Source organism: Myroides fluvii (assembly GCF_009792295.1).
GTDB classification, from domain to species: Bacteria; Bacteroidota; Bacteroidia; order Flavobacteriales; family Flavobacteriaceae; genus Flavobacterium; species Flavobacterium fluvii_A.
Genome location: NZ_CP039934.1, coordinates 3,371,632 through 3,389,771 on the forward strand (window position 1 = coordinate 3,371,632; position 18,140 = coordinate 3,389,771).

Annotated in this window: 12 protein-coding genes; 2 read left to right on the plus strand and 10 right to left on the minus strand. The window is 36.7% G+C overall.

Annotated elements, in window-relative coordinates; genetic code table 11:
• The first annotated feature begins 13 nt into the window (after positions 1 to 13).
• Positions 14 to 1,954, plus strand: a complete 1,941-nt coding sequence (locus FBR08_RS14925; protein WP_158963522.1) for an oleate hydratase — start codon at positions 14 to 16, stop codon at positions 1,952 to 1,954.
• A gap of 78 nt (positions 1,955 to 2,032) precedes the next feature.
• On the opposite strand, the gene FBR08_RS14930 is transcribed toward FBR08_RS14925, so the two are convergent.
• The 7 genes from FBR08_RS14930 to FBR08_RS16960 all read right to left on the minus strand — a co-directional run bounded on the left by FBR08_RS14930 (position 2,033) and on the right by FBR08_RS16960 (position 14,065).
• Positions 2,033 to 2,488, minus strand: a complete 456-nt coding sequence (locus FBR08_RS14930; protein WP_158963524.1) for a DUF1801 domain-containing protein — start codon at positions 2,486 to 2,488, stop codon at positions 2,033 to 2,035.
• Positions 2,489 to 2,523: 35 nt separating this feature from the next.
• Entirely contained in the window at positions 2,524 to 3,012 is a 489-nt protein-coding gene (locus FBR08_RS14935) for a lipocalin family protein (RefSeq protein ID WP_158963526.1), read from the minus strand.
• A gap of 89 nt (positions 3,013 to 3,101) precedes the next feature.
• Positions 3,102 to 3,581, minus strand: coding sequence for a lipocalin-like domain-containing protein (locus FBR08_RS14940; RefSeq protein WP_158963528.1), 480 nt, complete (start codon positions 3,579 to 3,581; stop codon positions 3,102 to 3,104).
• A 202-nt stretch (positions 3,582 to 3,783) separates the two neighbouring features.
• Positions 3,784 to 4,251, minus strand: a complete 468-nt coding sequence (locus FBR08_RS14945; RefSeq protein WP_158963530.1) for a lipocalin family protein — start codon at positions 4,249 to 4,251, stop codon at positions 3,784 to 3,786.
• Positions 4,252 to 4,491: 240 nt separating this feature from the next.
• The gene (locus FBR08_RS14950; protein WP_158963532.1) at positions 4,492 to 4,980 is read right to left on the minus strand and encodes a hypothetical protein; all 489 of its coding nucleotides are present in this window, start codon (positions 4,978 to 4,980) and stop codon (positions 4,492 to 4,494) included.
• 82 nt (positions 4,981 to 5,062) lie between these two features.
• Positions 5,063 to 5,923, minus strand: a complete 861-nt coding sequence (locus FBR08_RS14955) for an outer membrane beta-barrel protein (RefSeq protein WP_158963534.1) — start codon at positions 5,921 to 5,923, stop codon at positions 5,063 to 5,065.
• A gap of 75 nt (positions 5,924 to 5,998) precedes the next feature.
• Positions 5,999 to 14,065: a GEVED domain-containing protein gene (locus tag FBR08_RS16960; RefSeq protein WP_233266127.1), complete on the minus strand. Its 8,067-nt coding sequence runs from the start codon at positions 14,063 to 14,065 to the stop codon at positions 5,999 to 6,001.
• Between the two features lie 395 nt (positions 14,066 to 14,460).
• Here FBR08_RS16960 and FBR08_RS14970 point away from each other — a divergent pair, with 395 nt between their 5' ends.
• A complete protein-coding gene (locus tag FBR08_RS14970) occupies positions 14,461 to 15,183 on the plus strand; it encodes an FAD-binding oxidoreductase (RefSeq protein WP_233266128.1) in 723 nt (240 codons plus the stop codon).
• A gap of 37 nt (positions 15,184 to 15,220) precedes the next feature.
• On the opposite strand, the gene FBR08_RS14975 is transcribed toward FBR08_RS14970, so the two are convergent.
• The 3 genes from FBR08_RS14975 to FBR08_RS14985 form a co-directional block, all read right to left on the minus strand.
• Complete coding sequence (locus FBR08_RS14975; protein WP_158963536.1) at positions 15,221 to 15,649, minus strand: GNAT family N-acetyltransferase; 429 nt, start codon at positions 15,647 to 15,649, stop codon at positions 15,221 to 15,223.
• Between the two features lie 178 nt (positions 15,650 to 15,827).
• Complete coding sequence (locus tag FBR08_RS14980) at positions 15,828 to 17,054, minus strand: NADH:flavin oxidoreductase (protein ID WP_233266129.1); 1,227 nt, start codon at positions 17,052 to 17,054, stop codon at positions 15,828 to 15,830.
• Between the two features lie 122 nt (positions 17,055 to 17,176).
• Entirely contained in the window at positions 17,177 to 17,989 is an 813-nt protein-coding gene (locus tag FBR08_RS14985) for a helix-turn-helix domain-containing protein (RefSeq protein ID WP_158963538.1), read from the minus strand.
• Positions 17,990 to 18,140 lie beyond the last annotated feature (151 nt).

Sequence of the window (18,140 nt, forward strand, 5' to 3'; positions counted from 1 at the left end):
TAAAACTAAAAAAATGAAAGTAGATACCCACAAATTTGATAAGGTAGTAGAAACTTCTTCTACGTATGGACGCGTCAATCACGCGCCCAATGCCAATACAGAGCCTCCAATGAATACAGCTCAACGCTCCATGCCTTTTGCGGATGAACCTGGAAATTATCAACGAAATAGAGGACTTCCTACAAAGGATTACACCCAAAGCAAAGTGTATATTGTAGGAAGTGGAATTGCAGGTATGTCTGCTGCTTATTACTTTATTCGAGATGGACGTATTCCTGGGGCGAATATCACCTTTTTAGAACAGCAATCCATTGATGGTGGATCTTTAGATGGTGCTGGTACTGCGCAAGAAGGCTATATTATTCGCGGGGGTAGGGAAATGGATATGACCTATGAAAACCTATGGGATATCTTTCAAGATATCCCAGCTTTGGAACTCCCAAAACCCTATAGTGTATTGGATGAATATCGTTTGATTAACGACAATGATCCCAACTATTCTAAAGCTCGATTTATTCACCAGTTAGGGGAAGTGCAAGACTTTAGAAAATTTGGGCTGGCTAAAAAAGATCAAATGGCCCTGGTTAAACTCCTCTTGAAAAAGAAAGAGGAACTCGATGATATTGCGATAGAGCAATATTTTACTCCTTCTTTTCTTGAAAGTAATTTTTGGACCTTATGGCGAACGATGTTTGCCTTTGAAAATTGGCATAGTTTGTTAGAGTTTAAACTCTATATGCATCGCTTTTTACACGCCATCGACGGTTTAAAAGATCTATCGTCTCTCGTATTCCCACGTTATAATCAATATGATACTTTTGTCACTCCTCTTCGAAAACACTTGGTTGAATTAGGGGTGAAAATTCAATTGGATACACTTGTTGAAGATATCGAATTACACAGCAATACAACAGGAAAAGTGGTACAAAGTTTACTAGTTAAGCAAGGGGGAAAGGAAACGCGTATTCCGATCGATGAACAAGATTTTGTGGTGATTACCACAGGTTCTATGACGGAAGATACAGCATATGGAACGAATACAACGGTTCCTATATTAAAAGTAGATCCTACTACAAGCGGTAAGAGTCCGGGATGGACCTTGTGGAAGAACTTAGCGGCTAAATCACCTCTTTTTGGAAATCCAGAGAAATTCTGTTCCAATATTGAAAAATCCTCTTGGGAATCTGCTACGTTAACATGTAAACCTTCGCCTTTAATTGACAAGCTAAAAGAATATAGCGTTAATGATCCCTATTCAGGAAAAACGGTAACTGGAGGTATTATCACAATAACTGACTCCAAGTGGTTGATGAGTTTTACGTGTAATCGTCAACCCCACTTCCCTACTCAACCAGATGATATTCTTGTCCTTTGGGTTTATGCTTTATTTATGGATAAAGAAGGAAATTACGTAAAGAAAACCATGCCCGCTTGTACTGGAAATGAGATTCTAGCTGAGCTATGCTATCACTTTGGTATTGTGGATAAAATAGATCAGATCATTGAAAACACCATCGTAAGAACTGCTTATATGCCTTATATTACTTCGATGTTTATGCCACGTGCTCAGGGAGATCGCCCGCAAGTTGTACCCCAAGGTTGTCGCAATCTAGGATTAATTGGACAATTTGTAGAAACACCTAACGATGTTGTTTTTACGATGGAAAGTTCTGTGCGTACTGGAAGGCAAGCCGTATATCAATTGTTGAATCTAAACAAACAAGTACCTGATATTTTTCCGTTTCAATATGATATTCGCCACCTCCTAAAGGCAGCACATGCATTAAATGACGATCAGCCCATTGCTGGGGAAGCACTAGTGCGAAAATTTTTAAGGGGAACTTATTATGAACACATTTTACCCCCAGTTGAAAAAAATAAGGATGAACACGAGTCCTTTTTAGTTGAACAATACGAAAAAGCAAGAGATTGGTTTAAAAAGATACTCGGTTAAACGGATTTGAAAACATACGAAACACAGAATAAAAAGTTAAGAATGCCTAGACCTCTTTATTCTGCCGATACCGCTTATTTATTTTTTTAATTTACTTTCGTATAAGTCTATCCATTGTTGAGCGCTCATTTTTCGCATCAATGCTCCGATGAGGTCATATGGAATGTCCTCTAATTTTTTAAATCGAATACAACTCTTACCCATATCTAATTTTTGCTTGCTGTGTTTGGGATATTCGGTTACAAACCAATCCAATAAGTCTGGATCAGAATAAATGCCCATGTGGTAAAAATTAATGGAATTTTTTTGAGAGGCTAATCCAGCAAAAGGCAATGGTTCAATAGGTTTGCAGTGATACCCCGCAGGATAAATTTCGTGCGGCACTACATAACCTAAACCACCATAACTGATTGCTGGTTTAAATCCCTCTGGAAGATTATCTACAATCGTTTGGTGTAACTTGTTAAAAGCTTCAATGCGCGCTGAGGGGATATGAGATAAAATTTCTTCTACTGTATTTCCTACTGCTTTCATAGATGTCTAATGCTAATTGAGATGATGAGTTTTTTTTATTTTCTTCTAAATTCAACGTGAACTTCTGTTATGTTTTTATCCGGTTTCCCCAATTCGGGTTGATCAAACGCTTTTTTTTGACCTTGAAATTCAATCGCAAAGTCTGCGGTTAAAACTAATTTTTTAGCTGTTAGCTCAACAATTCTTGTGTTTTCTTCTCTTTCATTACTATAGATATGATCTCCTTTGATAAAATACGTTAGTTTCTGTTCTTCAGTTTCACAACCGTCTAGTCCATAATCAACGGATCTTGTAGTTAAAACATTACCTTTAAATTCGAATTCTCCTAAACCACATCCATCGTCAACAAGAATATCTTGATTAATAACTTGACGGTCACTATTCAGATAAAGTATTCTTGATTCTTGCCAAATTCCTTGAATATCTTGATTAAAGTTAGATGAACTATTGTCATCACTTGTACATCCTACTGAAGTTAACCCTAAGAGTGAAACTACAGCAAATAAAAAAAAATTTCTTTTCATTAAATAGCAATTGTATGTTAAATAAATATAGCAATTTTTAGGAAAAAAGCATAAAAAAAAAGGATGCCCTAATAGCATCCTCTTTCGTATTATCGTACATATTCAATATGAACCTCTTTTACATCTTCGTATGGGTCTACCCATTCTCCAAGTGCTTTAATTCCAGTAGTATAATCAGATCCCAAATACTCTCCTTCGATCACTAATTTTTTATTGGTTATTTCAATAATTCTAGCACTTTCTTTGGTTCCCTTAATATAAATTCGATCTCCTTTGATTGAAAATTCTTGTTGATCTTCATCTTTATCACATCCCTTTATTGTTTTAAAAAACGCTCTCACAAACATTGTTGAACCTTTAAATTCAATTTCATCAAAGCCACAACCCTCATCATAAGCATGTTCTTCGTCTATTACTTTCATATTTTTATCCAAGTAAATAATTCTAGATTCTTTCCAAACTCCTTGAATACTTTTGTCAAATTTTGATGAACCACTATCATCACTAGAACATCCCACTGTAGCCAATCCTAAAACTGCAACAACAGTTAATAAAAAAAATTTTCTCATATTTTGTTAGTAAATTAATTCGCGAATTTAAGATAATTTTATAATTAAAGTATAATTTTTTACAAAAATTCACTTTATTAAAAAAAAATGGATTCGTATTTTCTAAATACAGGACAAATATTATTGGTTTTTTAACAATATAAGGCATAAAAAAAGGGAAATGTGAACACATTCCCCTTTCTATTAGTCGATTAAATTTGGCTTATTTTCTGCTATATTCACTTCTAACATAGACCGTTCCATCGTTGAATTCTTCAAACTGATCTTTAGCTTCAATAACTAATTTAGTCTTAGAAATCTCGAGGATTTGAGATTTAATAGATAATTTTTCTCCTTCTTCTTCAAGTTCAACCGTAATTGTATTTCCAGAAATAGAGTAGATATTAGTCTCTATTTCAGTTATACAATCCTTAGTAAAGAAATCCTTATAACTATATCTAAAATTAACTTCTTTCGTTTTGAACTCTACTTCATCTGGTCCACAATCCTCATTTTTAGCTAGTTCTTCATCGATCACGTTTTTATCTTTATCCAAATACGTAATCTTAACTTCTTTCCATTCTCCTAAAATATCACTTTTGTATGAACTAGATGAATTATCATCACTAGAACAAGCAATTGTTCCAAAAGCAAATACAGCTAATGCTGCGATTGAGAAAAACTTTTTCATAAAATTATATTTAAAATTAGCGCAAAATTATGAAAATAACTCAATTAAGCAATGATAAAAACAGCGTATTGCTTTTTATTTTTCTTAAATACAATATCTTTAAGCTTCTTTTTATTATTTTCTCTTGTAAACCCGTTATATAAAGCCTTCATCCTTTAACTTATACTCCCTTCGCTAGAATTTCACTTTTGTATTTACTTGATGATTTTTCTATTTACAAAAAGCAGGAAGGATAAAAATTTATTCTTGAGCTATCTGTTTTTTGGTGTGTTTGGTTTGTACGTAGGTGATTCCCTCTTGTGATTCATCTCCCGTATTCGCATATTCCAAAACTAATGTAGATTCATCTACCTGGATAATCTTATTTTTGATTAGCTCTATCTCTTCTTCATTTTTAATTTGAACAAGTATCGTTCTATCTGTTAATGTAAATCGATTTTCAATCAGCTCGACGTGACAATTCGCATCTTTAACTGATCTAAAAGGCATTTTTACTATCATTTTATTTTCTTTAAACTCAACTTCATCAAAACCACATCCCTCATTATCACTAGCTTTTTCAGTTGAAACGACCCTTCTGTTTTCATCTAAGTACAATGTTTCAACTTCTATCCATTCACCTTGAATTTCTTTTTTATATTGCTTAGAAGAACTAGAATCATCACTTGAGCAACTAACTGTACTCAACCCTAATGCAACTAGTGCTACCGCTAGTATTTTTTTTCTCATCGTTAAAAAAATTAGTGTTTTAAAATTGTTTTTCATTGATTATAAAAGGCTAAACAGCACTTTTTATTTCTATTTTGTTTTTTTATAAACCTAATCCATAGCGCAGTTGAATGCCAAAGTTGTAATTTTTGAAAACCGCAGAAGAACGTTGCTGAATACTGTTGTATTCAATGGGTTCTAAGGGATCTGCTGTATAACCTAACAAATGCTCTTTTGGTTGACTAACCGTTGGTTTTTGGTTGTTTAATCCCAGGTCAAAATAAGCACCAACATAGAGATGTTGATTTTCTTTTAAACTGTGTCGTACACCAACTTCTGCAATCCAAGACCAACGATCTTTGAGATCTAAATCGGGTTGGTATTCTTTGCTTTCGTAAGAACCAAAACCAGCAAATGTAGGCTTGTCTAAAATTAGATTATATTGTGGAAAATGGCCTTCTGTTTTAAAGTCATTCCACGAAAGTGTAGTTTTACTACTCATAACTAAAGAAAATTGTATCCCAGTGCGGGCGTACAAAGCCGTCTCTCCTTCTCCTATATATTGAACAGTTAAGGGAATATGGATCTGATTTACTTTCCATTCTTCTTTGTAGCTTTTCCCTGAATATACAAAAATGAAATTCTCTTGTTCTGAATCCACTTGAGGATTTTTACCACTCAAATTTGAGGCATTAAAATCTATCGTTTGCATGGCATACTGTAAGCCTATTCCAGCACTCCATTTTCGGTGTAAGAAATAGTCATACTGTAAACCTAAGGCCGTATTGAACTTCAAATCACTTGAAAACTGTTCTGGTAAACTACCATAGGCTTTCATTAATCCCGCTTTAGCATTTACGCCAACTTCGTGTTTATTAAAATAATAACGGCTGTATTGTGCTTGTGCTTGGTAAGAACCTGCAATGAGCAAGCCAAAAATCAAAAGGATGTTGTGTTTTTTCATCTTTTATGTTTTATAAACTTACTTTCAAGTGTAGGGTTCTAGAATTAAAACCCTACAATATTGAAAGTAATATAATTAATCTCTAACAATGAATTGGACGCTTTGTTCTCCTTTTATCATTTTCAACACTAAGAAATAAGATCCAGATGCAACTGTTGTAGGAATAGCAATATTTGAATTGCCAAGTTGTACTTCTCCTTTTTGGATCAGCTGCCCTTTAACATCGTAAATCACATAACCTACTGTTTCTTGATTTGGTTGATCTAAACGAACATGTAAAAGCTGATTCTTCTTCACTGGGTTTGGATAAACACTCAATTCACTCTTTGTTGGTGCTTCAATATAAATTGGACAGCTAATTATTTTTTTACCGTCACTTAAAGTCAACGCTACGTGATAAGTAGCACCTACTTCTAAGACGCTGCCATAAGCATCTCCTGCGGAATAAGCCTGCCCCGTTCCTATTGATTCTCCATTTTTAAACCATTCATAAGCAGTAAATACATAACCTCCATTGGTTTGTTTGTTGTTGTTTACCAATAATACGTTGTTGTATTTTTGATATACAATCTTATCTGTAGGCATGTGTTTATCAATAATCACTTTGTAGGTTTCTGTTGTCCCATGTGGGGATTTAACGGTAATTAGTTGTACATATTGACCATAGTTAGGTACCGCTACAACAATGTGTTTTGCAGGAGTTACGATTGTTCCTTCTGACGTTTTCACCTCGATGGTTACGCTATTTTGTTTTGAGTCGCAACCTACAACAACATAAACTTCTTTTTCTATTTTGCCATACGACACCCCATCTACAATTAAATCGAGAATATCTACATTTTTGCTAACTACTTCTATGGTACGACTAACAGGCATTGCAGCATTGTAATTTTCATTGCCTTCTTGACGTGCAGTAATTGTTACAAAACCTGAACGCAAGAACGTCACTTGTCCATTTGCACTAACAGTGGCTATTTCGCGATCTTCAGCGTAATCGATACTGAACGAAACTGGTAAAGATGAACTAGCTGTTGCATGTAGTTGTAAAGTTGGTGTATCCTCAAGTACTACTGGTGTAGGAGCATTAAAATCAATCGTTTGATCTGCTTGTACAATAGTTAATACCGCACTTAATGTGAGTGGTTCATAATTTGTTCCTCCCGTTACACGTGCAGTAACAGTATAGGTGCCCACATTGATTTTATCGTTGTTTGTGTAGGTAATTACTGCACCTTCAGGCACATTGCCCACTACAGCTAACGACTTAGTTGTTCCGTCATAAATAAATGTACGTGATGGTAAAGACAAGCCTGTAATTGCTCCACTAACAATTTCAAAATCAGCAGGAACAAATGTGTCAATCAGGTAATTTGTTCTTGCGGCTAAGGTTCCTTGCCCAATTGGATAAAGTCCTAATGCTTCCCCTGGTTGACGAACTAAACGACCGGACATAACTTGTTCCGTTTGATCTCCGCGTTGTAATCCTTCAACTGTATAGGTTAACAATGGATCTGCTTGACCAAATGATTTACCTTGATTTTCATTTACGCGAACGGTAATTAATGCTGGTTTAATTTCAAATTTACTCTCATTTATGATAACAAGATTATAATTAGCAGAAGTAGTGCTTAAACTACGCGCCTCATAAGAATATAAACCTACATTTTCACCTGCTGTTCGCTGAAGTGTACCGCGAAGTATGGTTTCACTTGTATCGCTGTACTTGAATCCTGTCACGGTAAATGTAAATACAGGATCTAGAGCGCCATATGTTTTTGACATCCCCACAGTAGGATTGATTGTTAATGGTGCAGGGTTAATTGTTAACACACTTGAGTGATAGACCAACATATAATTGGCATTCATCAAATGTAAACTTCCTTGGTTAATCATATAGTTGCCTACATTCTCTCCCGTAACACGTGCTAAAGTTCCTGCTAAAACATCGGTATCATTATTTTTCAATCCTGTTACTGTATAAGTCAAAACTGGATCTTCGTCTCCATATACCTTTGTCAATGCATTCGCTCTTACATTCAATGTAGCCTTTGTAATCTCAAAAGTAGATCCAATAAAGGTGATGTCATAATTAGGTCCAGCATATAAATTTGCTTGAGTAATTGGATATTCACCCAGGTTTTCCCCTGCATCTCTACTGATGCCATTGAGTAAAATACGCGCATCATCATTATATTGCAACCCGTCAACAGTATAGGTTAAAACAGGATCTGCATCTCCGTATTCTTTGTATTGATCTGCGTCTGCAGTAACCGTTAACATGGCTTTATTTACTGTTAAATTGAAGAATACATCGTCAGCTGGTAAATACTGTGAATTTCCTTCTTGACTCGCTTTAATTCGAGTTGTTCCAGCACCTTTAATAACAAATCGTCCATTTTCAAAAACAGCGATATCTTCATTATCGATTTCAAAAGAAACCGGTAATCCACTATCAGATGTTCCGTGAACAAAAGGCTCATCTCCGTAATCTTTCGCAAGATCAGTAGCGGTAATGATTTGATTATCTGTAGCTTCTTGTGTCATGAATATAACAGGACCATACCACATTCCACAAGGAACTCCCTGAATATAAACATCATAAACTGTATATGCATGTAAACTCCTGAATGTATATGGATTTTCAATATTTTCAACCACAGTTCCTGTTCCGCGTTCAAAACCAGTTAATCCATACTCTATATTAAATAGAGTAGCATCAGAAATGATGTTTAGTGTTGGTCCATCAGTTGCTGTCACATCGACAATTGCATCCGCAATGACTTGAGCAGGTATAACCGTGATGGCAACTTCCTCTCTTGCTGACTTACATTTTACTTCAAAAACCCAGTTGTAATACCCCATATAATATGCCGAGTCATAGCCATTACCTGTAATAGAGGCTACTCGCGAAGTATACGGATAGGATGCTCTACTTGTATTTCTTCGAATTCCACCTGACGGTAAACTATTTGTTATTTTATACGTACCTGGTGCTAATTGAAGGTTAATCGGAAGTTCCTGTTTTGTCGTTCCTCCAGTTCCTACTGTAGTATAATTGATTGTTCCAACCGTTGCAGAACCTGTTGCCCCAGTTTGTTTAAACACCATACTACCACTTACTCCGTTTGTATAAGGGTAAATATCAATGGTCTTTAGCGTTGTCGCTTCTAAAATTGTAAAGTTTACTTCCCAAGTGCTAGTCGTCCAAGCATCTTGACCTGTACCTACAGCTGCCGCATTTAATGGACCCGTACTAACATCTGATGCTGTAGTAGAAGTTACATCATACCAAAGGGAAGTGCTTGCAGCAATAGTCGTTGTATAAGTATTACCTACGTGGATTGGGGTAGTTGAAGTACTTGAATTATACCAATTCACAATTCCTTGCGTAGCTACTTCTAAGGTAACATCGCGTGTACCACAAAAAGTTAGGTCTTCCTCATTTGTTACAAATTCATAATCGGGAAAATTACACAAAGTTCTAAATACTTTTGGCGAACTCCAATCACTTTGCTCTGTAGGTGAACATACAGTTTGTACATAAACGGTGTACGCTGTTTCATTATTTAAACCTGTTAATAGTAAAAACAAATCAGTCGTTGTAAACGTATTGACCAAACCAGTGGCTTCTCCAGGTACACCCGAAGTGCGCAATTCTACTTTGTATTGTACATTCGTTGTATTACCAACTAAAGGTAGTCCCCATGTTAATTTAGCTGTTGTTTTACCTATTTGAGTTACTTCTAAATTGGATGGGAAATAACAAGAAGGCGGTGGTAAAATTTCAACTGCGTAATCTTCGATTTCCGAATAACTAGACGTTGCCGAACAGGGATTTAAATCTGCCCCATTTTTCGCATGATGATATTGCACGCGCAAACGATAAATACCCGGTGTAGTGGTGATAGGTACGGTAAATGCTGGAAAGTTAACCGTAGAGTTCGCACTAATCGTATTCGCAATTACAGCTACTTTTTCATTCGCATCAAATACTACATTTTGATTGTAATCAATCCAAATCGCAGCCCCATGTGTACCACTTCCTGATCCACTTGTCAAAGAAGCTACATAAGAACTCCCCGGTTGCAATTGCGCTGGAGCAACTGTATTGGCATAGTTTATATATCCACTTATTCCTTCAGAAGTGGCAGAGTTATTATTTAAGTTACTAAGTTTAAAATTGCGAATCTCATCTGAATTATTAGATGAACCCGTTGGAATACAATAAGCTATTGTATTAAATCTAAATGGACCTACCCAGGTACTTACTCCATCAGTTCCACCACAATCTTGACGCACAAAGTAATCATACGCCGTATCAATGGTTAGTCCTGAAAGTGTACCTTGATTAGCAAATCCCGTAACTAAAGTACCTGCTGTTGCTACATCAAATCCTCTAGGTCCCCATTTGATATCAAAAGTTGTTCCTGAACTTGTCCAATTCAAATCCGCACTTGTAGCCGTTTCATTTGAAACTCCTAAAGCAGAAGGTCTCTCACACGTACCTACTGGTAAAATTTGAACCGCATAATCCTCTATCTCAGCATTTGCAGATGAAGCATTACATGGATCTAAATCTGCTCCTGCTTTGTTGTGTTGATACTGTACTCTCAATCGATAAATACCCGGTTGTACCGTAGCTGGTACTGTAAACTCAGGAAAACTAACGGTCGCATTCGCAGTAATGGTATTTCCAATTACCGCTACTTTTTCATTTGCATCGAATACTAAATTAGTATTGTAATCAATCCAGATGGCCGCACCGTGATTTCCACTTCCTGTACCAGCAGTTAAGAAAGCCGTATAAGAAGCTCCAGCTTCTAATTGTGCCGGAGCAACCGTTGCAGCATAATCTTTATATCCAGCCACACCATCACTTGGATTTGAGTTATTACTCAAATTACTCAAGGTAAAGTTTCTAATCTCATCCGCATTATTCCCTGAACCTGTAGGAATACAATAGCCCGTTCTAAATGCATAGGGTCCCACCCAAACGGTTACACCATCTGCACCACAATCACGACGTACATAATAATCGTAGTTGGTATCCCCTGTTAATCCAGTCAACGTTCCACCATTGGCAAACCCACTGACTAACGTTCCTGCCGTTTCAACAGCAAAACCGCTAGCTCCCCATTTGATATCAAAGGTTGTTCCTAAACTTGTCCAAGATAAATCAGCGCTTACAAATGTCATATTATCTGCTTGTAATACACTTGGTAAAGGACAAGCTGGTGGCGGTAAAATTTGAATGGCATAATCTTCTGTTTCTGAATAACTTGAAGTTGCCGTACATGGATTCAAATCCTCTCCTTTTTTCCCGCTGTGGTATTGAACTCTCAAGCGATAAAGACCTGGAACTAGTGTTTCAGGTATGATGAAACTTGGAAAACTAACTGTTGCATTAGCAGTAATGGTAGTGCCAATAACCGTTACTTTTTCGTTAGCATCAAATATACCATTTTGATTATAGTCTATCCAAATAGCAGCCCCATGCGTACCACTTCCCGATCCACTGGTCAAAGAAGCAACATGAGCAACTCCTGCTTGCAACTGTGCAGGAGCCACTGTTCCGGAATAATCCTTATATCCACTTACACCATCTGAAGCGGTAGAACTATTATTTAAATTACCCAAAGTGAAATTTCTAATTTCATCTGAGTTATTCGATGATCCAGTAGGAATACAATATAAGGTAGTATTAAATCTAAATGGACCTACCCAGGTACTTACTCCATTAGTTCCACCACAATTTTGGCGTACATAATAAGCGTAATATGTACCAGGTGTTAATCCTGATAATGTACCTCCATTCGTAAAACCTGTAACTAAAGTACCTGCTGTTTCTACGTCAAATCCACTTGGTCCCCATTTGATATCAAATGAAGTTCCTGAACTAGTCCAATTTAGCACAGCACTTGTAACAGTTTCGTTCGTCACTCCTAAAGCAGAAGGTCTTGCACACGTACCTGCAGGTAAAATTTGAACCGCATAATCCTCTATCTCAGCATTTGCAGATGAAGCATTACATGGATCTAAATCTGCTCCTGCTTTGTTGTGTTGATACTGTACTCTCAATCGATAAATACCCGGTTGTACCGTAGCTGGTACTGTAAACTCAGGAAAACTAACGGTCGCATTTGCAGTAATGGTATTTCCAATTACCGCTACTTTTTCATTTGCATCGAATACTAAATTAGTATTGTAATCAATCCAGATGGCTGCACCGTGACTTCCACTTCCTGTACCAGCAGTTAAGAAAGCCGTATAAGAAGCTCCTGCTTCTAACTGTGCCGGAGCAACCGTTGCAGCATAATCTTTATATCCAGCCACACCATCACTTGGATTTGAGTTATTACTTAAATTACTCAAGGTAAAGTTTCTAATCTCATCCGCATTATTCCCTGAACCTGTAGGAATACAATAGCCCGTTCTAAATGCATAGGGTCCCACCCAAACGGTTACACCATCTGCACCACAATCACGACGTACATAATAATCGTAGTTGGTATCCCCTGTTAATCCAGTCAACGTTCCACCATTGGCAAACCCACTGACTAAAGTTCCTGCCGTTTCAACAGCAAAACCGCTAGCTCCCCATTTGATATCAAAGGTTGTTCCCAAGCTAGCCCAAGCTAAATCCGCACTTTGAAACGTCAAATTAGTTGCAGTTAATAAACTAGGTAGCGCACAAGCTGGCGGTGGAAGAATTTGCACTGCATAATCTTCTGTTTCCGCATATTGACTCGATGCTAAACAAGAATTTAAATCTGCTCCTGATTTATTATGTTGATACTGTACTCTCAAGCGATATATTCCTGGAGGCATTGTTTCAGGAATTGTAAATGATGGAAAATTAACCGTTGCGTTTGCACCAATTGTATTTCCTATTATAGCTACCTTTTCATCTGTATCAAATAGTAGATTATTGTTGTAATCAATCCAAATAGCAGCTCCATGAGTTCCAGTTCCAGATCCACTCGTCAAAGAAGCAACGTGAGTAACTCCTGCTTGCAACTGTGCTGGTGCAACTGTAGCCGAATAATCCTTATATCCATTTACACCATCTGAAGCGGTAGAACTATTATTTAAATTACCCAAGGTGAAATTTCTAATTTCATCTGAGTTATTCGATGCTCCAGTAGGAATACAATAACCCGTTCTAAATTGGAAAGGCCCTGCCCAAGTACTTACTCCATCTGTAGCACCGCAATCACGGCGTACGTAATAATCGTAATTCGTATCTGCTGTTAAATTAGATAGTGTACCTCCATTGGCAAATCCAGTCACTAAAGTTCCTGCCGAAGCAACGTTGAACCCTCTAGCCCCCCATTTAATATCAAAAGTTGTACCTGAACTAAGCCAAGTTAAATTGACAGTAGTAGCAGTTAGATTTTCAATACCCAACTGAGTGGGTGGAAAACATGTCGGGGTAATCTCTCCTGATAAAGCAAAAATATTTAAAAACCCACTAGTTGAACTTGTCTTAACAATATCTACTTTTTGGACTATTTTGTTTTGATTGGCTACATCTATAGCAATAGCAACCTGGAACAATTTAGGATTTGTAGTATTGTTATCTGGATTTTCTGATCCAGTACGCGGTACTCTCCCAATTCCTCGAATGGCAACAGGAGGTGTTCCAGTTTGATACCAATCGGGTACCGATTGTGAGGTAAACGTTTGCGTTGTTGTGTCCGTAAACGTAATGGTTCCCGTAAACGAAGAAGTTGCGCTACCTGAAGTTACTAAAACATATAGTTTACTCAAATTAGGCGCAGCTTGAACAGCCAAAGAGCCCGTTCCGTTATTGGCATTAATTTTTAATGCATTATTCTGGTTGTAAGCAGCCAGTTGAAACGTCAATCCAGGGGTTTCTGTTGCAATGGTGGTAATCAATCCATTAGCGGGTAGACCCACTGTCGCGCCTGGGTAATTAATACTCATAAACGCATTGTTAGCACCACCGCTTGTTGCATCAACGGCTGCGGTACTATGGGTAGACGCCGGTCTATCCTCTGCAATAACATCTTCATTAAATCCAGATGTAACAACTAAAGGCGTATAATTTTGTCCTCTAGTGAATTGTCCAGATAATAACATGAAGATTAAAAAGAACTGTAAAAGTAGTTTTTTATTCATAATCATTTGTTTGGTTCGTTCGTTCGGTTCGTTTAATCAAATAATGGGTTTCATCCTGTTGTGTTATTGATACCCTTTGTTAATAATGTTAAATAATTCTTACAGTATTCAGCAAATTAAGCCCTTATATTGTCGTTCTTATTTTGTTTTATTCTATCATAGTTGCCAATATAGTAATTATAATAAAATTACATCATTATTTATGCAAATATTTAAAATAAACAACAAAATGAATTTAATAAAAAAAATAACAAGTAGCACTTATGTTAATAAAAATAAAAATAGCTTCTTGTAGCATAATGGAGGTCCTTTAAAAACTGCGTTTTGTCCATCATCTACAGCTTTTGTTTACTAATTCCCCCTCCTTTTTTAATTTACATTTGCAAGAAAAAACAATGATATCAAATAGCGTTAGAAGAATGTTAGACTTTTTAGGTATAGCGCCGATAAAAGTACCTCCAGCAGAAGTAGTCGATGTTGATATCCTATCCCCTTCTGTTAAAAAAATCAGACTTAAAGGCCCGTTTGAAAAACTACATTGTGACAGCGGCTCTTATGTTAGTTTTAAACTGAATCATGTACAGATTAGGACGTATACGGTAGCGACATTAGATAAAGAAAAAGGCTATTTGGAATTTATTGTTTACGGGCACAAATACAAGGGCAGTGGACAAGTATTTATGAATCAACTGAGCATCGGTGATAAAATAAGTATGAATAGTTTACGCGCCAATAGCAATTATTTAGATTTACCTTCCACTGCCTTTGTTTTTTTTGGCGATGAAACCTCTTTGGGCCTAGGACTATCGTTATTGCAAAAATGGAAAAAAAGGAATGTTACCTTTCTCTTTCTTTTTGAGTTAGATGAAGAAAATAAAGCACTCCCCGAAAAACTCGGATTTGAGCATGCCGTGATTTATCCTAAAAACAAAGTATTTCGAAATGAAAAAATAATTGGAGCACTTGAGCCTATTGAATCGATGCAGTGGAAAGATGCTGTTTTTCTATTGACAGGTAATGCAAAATCCATACAGATTTTTAGAAAAGTAATTAAAGATAAAACAACGAGTAAAGTCTATACCCGTGGTTATTGGATTGAAGGCATCGAAGGTCTATAAAAAAGGTAGCAAGGAGTATTCTCCTTGCTACCTGTATTTATTGTGCTAATACCATTTTTAAGATGGGATATGCTTTTCCCTGGCCATCTAGCTCAGTTCTACTTTCTATTTTGAATCCAAGGTGCTCATAAAAACCAACTGCTTGCTCATTTTGTTCATTAACATCTACTTGATTGGCTCCCTTTTGCTCTATGGCGTATTCAAGGAGTTTTTTACCAATGCCCTTTCCTCGGATTGTAGCTGCGATAAACAACATTTCGATTGTGTTGTCTGCTAAACCCAGAAAACCAACTAAAATTCCATTCTCTTCATATCCCCAAAGAGAAACAAAGGAAAAATAAGTCGGTAGATTCTCTTTGTAATAAGCAAAGTCCTCTGCTTTCAGAAAATCATGTGTAGCCAAAACAGCACTTTCCCAAATGGCTAATAAACCAGGATAGTCCGCAGTTTCAATTTGTCTTATCATATCTATTTTATGTTAGAAGTGCAAAGTTAGGTACTTATCCACCTAAAATACGGAGCTTAGGTAAAAAATGCGCTTACCAACAATAGATAAAAAGGTTTAAACAAAGAACAAAAGGCACAAAAATGAATCGAGCGATCCATAAGTAGGTATCGCTCGATTCGGGTAATGATAAGAAAAATTAACCCAGTGCCACTTGTGATGTGGTTGCATAATCCTTAGTAAATACACAGTTGGTTGTTGAATACACAGAGAACATACATTTGTTACAATGGATGCACAATCCTGTTTTATAGGGATGGGTTCTCATTTTTTGGATGATATCAGGTTCACGCAATAGTGCCCTTCCCATCGCAACTAAAGAGAATCCTTCCTGTTTCGCTATTGCAATATGCTCAAAGTTATTGATTCCCCCGAGCAAAATTAATTTAGCCTTTTTAACTACAGTTTGAAACTGACGAGCGGATTCGAGCATATAGAGGTCTTTATATGGATATTCACCTAAAATTTTTCTTCCGAACCACTTGACCCCTAGCTTCATAATTCCTTTTTGCGTAGCGGCCATTCCGTCAATATCTGTTTCGCCTCTAAATAAGTACATTTGATTGGAAACAGAAGACCCCATCGTTAATTCAAACGCGTCAACTGCACCTGTTTCATCTAATATTCTAGCCGTTTCCGTAGATTCATCCAACCATATGGATCCTTTAATGCCATCATCCATAGAGAGTTTCACTATAATAGCCAACCGGTCTTGAATACGTTCTTTTACTGCTAATAAAATCTCCTTGGCAAATCGGGTTCTATTTGTAATTGATCCTCCGTATTGGTCGGTTCTTTTATTCAACCAGGGACTGAAAAATGAAGAGACGAGATACAAGTGACCAAAATGGAGTTCAATCGCGTCAAAGCCTGCTTCCACAGCTACTTCTGCCGCATCCGCAAATTGCACTTTAATTTGTTCTATTTCTTTTAGTGTAATAGCCCTACAGGTTTGCAAACTCGTCAAATTAAAAAAACGCGAAGGAGCAATAGGCCGCACACCTGTAATTTTCTTTGTTGCAACAGGTCCTGCATGTCCTAATTGTGCAGAGGCTTTTCCTCCTGCTTCATGCATCGCCTCAGTGAATTTTTTCAATCCGCCCATATTCTCCTTCACCATCAAAATCTCACCTGGGGCAGCAAATCCCTCTTTAGAAATTGCACAATAAGCTAAGGTAGTCATCCCAATTCCACCTTCGATAAATCCGCGGTGGAAGTCAATTAAAGCTTGTGTTACTTTTCCCTCCGGACTTCGCCCTTCACTTGTTGCAGCTTTAATGATCGGATTTCGCAATACAATTGGCCCCAACTGAACGGGTTGAAAAATAGTTTCTACGGTTAAATTATTATCTTTTCTATCCATCATTTTACTTATTTGTTCAACTTAATTGCTATAGCAATACCCAAAACTCAAACTTGTATAGTAAAGATAATCAATAACTTATTCTAACCCCATAGGAAAATCACGCCTATTGTTGTTAAAAACACCTATAGATGTGAATCTCTGTATTCTTTTGGTGACATTCCTTCAATTAGCTTGAAAGATCTAGAAAAAGAAGACAAGGAATCATAGGACAATGCATAGGCTATTTCAGTAATATCTAGATCACTCGTAGCTAAAAGAGACTTAGCCTGATTCATGCGCAATTCAACCAAAATTTCTTTCGCTGTTTTGCCGGTTATACTCTTTAATGTTTCAGAAAGATATTTAACCGATACAGCCAATTGATCGGCATAAAAATCAAGTTTAGTTTCATTTTTATAAGCGTCTCTTGCCAAAATCATAAACTGTAAAGCAAGGTATTCTGCACGGTTGTAGTTTTGAAAAGAAGTCTTGTCTTGCTTACTGCCGATATCGATTAACTCTAAAACTAATTCGGTAAAAGTCAAGTTAAACAAATGATCCGCAAATAAATGATGTCCGAAAGCCTCTTCTCTGCGTTTTAGCTTTCGAATTAGTTCTGCTATGGTCTGCTGTTCCGTCGGAGACAAATCCCAAATAGGAAGATATTGGTATTCAAAATGGGCGAAAGTCTTATAAAAATTATTTAACGTTGTTATTTCCTTCAAATAATCTAAGGTATACTTTACTCCTATTACTTGACAATCATCACTAACATAGGAAGGTTTTTCTGCCCTAGCAGGCGTATTGATTACAATATGTCCCTTTGTAACAAGGAGCGCTTCATTTCCTTGATGAAATTGCAGATGTCCCGCTTTAATAAAGAGAATAGAGAAATATCCTTCTTCTATTAATACATCGGGTTGTTTATGGGGTTGAAAAACAGAAATCCCTTTCATATCGCCTTAATTTTATGTATTTTGAGCCTAACTAAGATAAGATAATTAAAGCTGATTAACGAGAGTTACCACAACGATATCAAGAGACAATTAAAAATAACCTAATTTCCGAATCTCACTAAAGTTTTACCTATTTTTGTCCCTTTTGAAC

Excerpts from the sequence above, each read along its gene's own strand:
- FBR08_RS14925 (WP_158963522.1), top strand. The coding sequence starts at position 14 with ATGAAAGTAGATACCCACAAATTTGATAAGGTAGTAGAAACTTCTTCT.
- FBR08_RS14930 (WP_158963524.1), bottom strand. The coding sequence starts at position 2,488 with ATGAAAGCAGTAGGAAATACAGTAGAAGAAATTTTATCTCATATCCCC.
- FBR08_RS14935 (WP_158963526.1), bottom strand. The coding sequence starts at position 3,012 with ATGAAAAGAAATTTTTTTTTATTTGCTGTAGTTTCACTCTTAGGGTTA.
- FBR08_RS14940 (WP_158963528.1), bottom strand. The coding sequence starts at position 3,581 with ATGAGAAAATTTTTTTTATTAACTGTTGTTGCAGTTTTAGGATTGGCT.
- FBR08_RS14945 (WP_158963530.1), bottom strand. The coding sequence starts at position 4,251 with ATGAAAAAGTTTTTCTCAATCGCAGCATTAGCTGTATTTGCTTTTGGA.
- FBR08_RS14950 (WP_158963532.1), bottom strand. The coding sequence starts at position 4,980 with ATGAGAAAAAAAATACTAGCGGTAGCACTAGTTGCATTAGGGTTGAGT.
- FBR08_RS14955 (WP_158963534.1), bottom strand. The coding sequence starts at position 5,923 with ATGAAAAAACACAACATCCTTTTGATTTTTGGCTTGCTCATTGCAGGT.
- FBR08_RS16960 (WP_233266127.1), bottom strand. The coding sequence starts at position 14,065 with ATGAATAAAAAACTACTTTTACAGTTCTTTTTAATCTTCATGTTATTA.
- FBR08_RS14970 (WP_233266128.1), top strand. The coding sequence starts at position 14,461 with ATGATATCAAATAGCGTTAGAAGAATGTTAGACTTTTTAGGTATAGCG.
- FBR08_RS14975 (WP_158963536.1), bottom strand. The coding sequence starts at position 15,649 with ATGATAAGACAAATTGAAACTGCGGACTATCCTGGTTTATTAGCCATT.
- FBR08_RS14980 (WP_233266129.1), bottom strand. The coding sequence starts at position 17,054 with ATGATGGATAGAAAAGATAATAATTTAACCGTAGAAACTATTTTTCAA.
- FBR08_RS14985 (WP_158963538.1), bottom strand. The coding sequence starts at position 17,989 with ATGAAAGGGATTTCTGTTTTTCAACCCCATAAACAACCCGATGTATTA.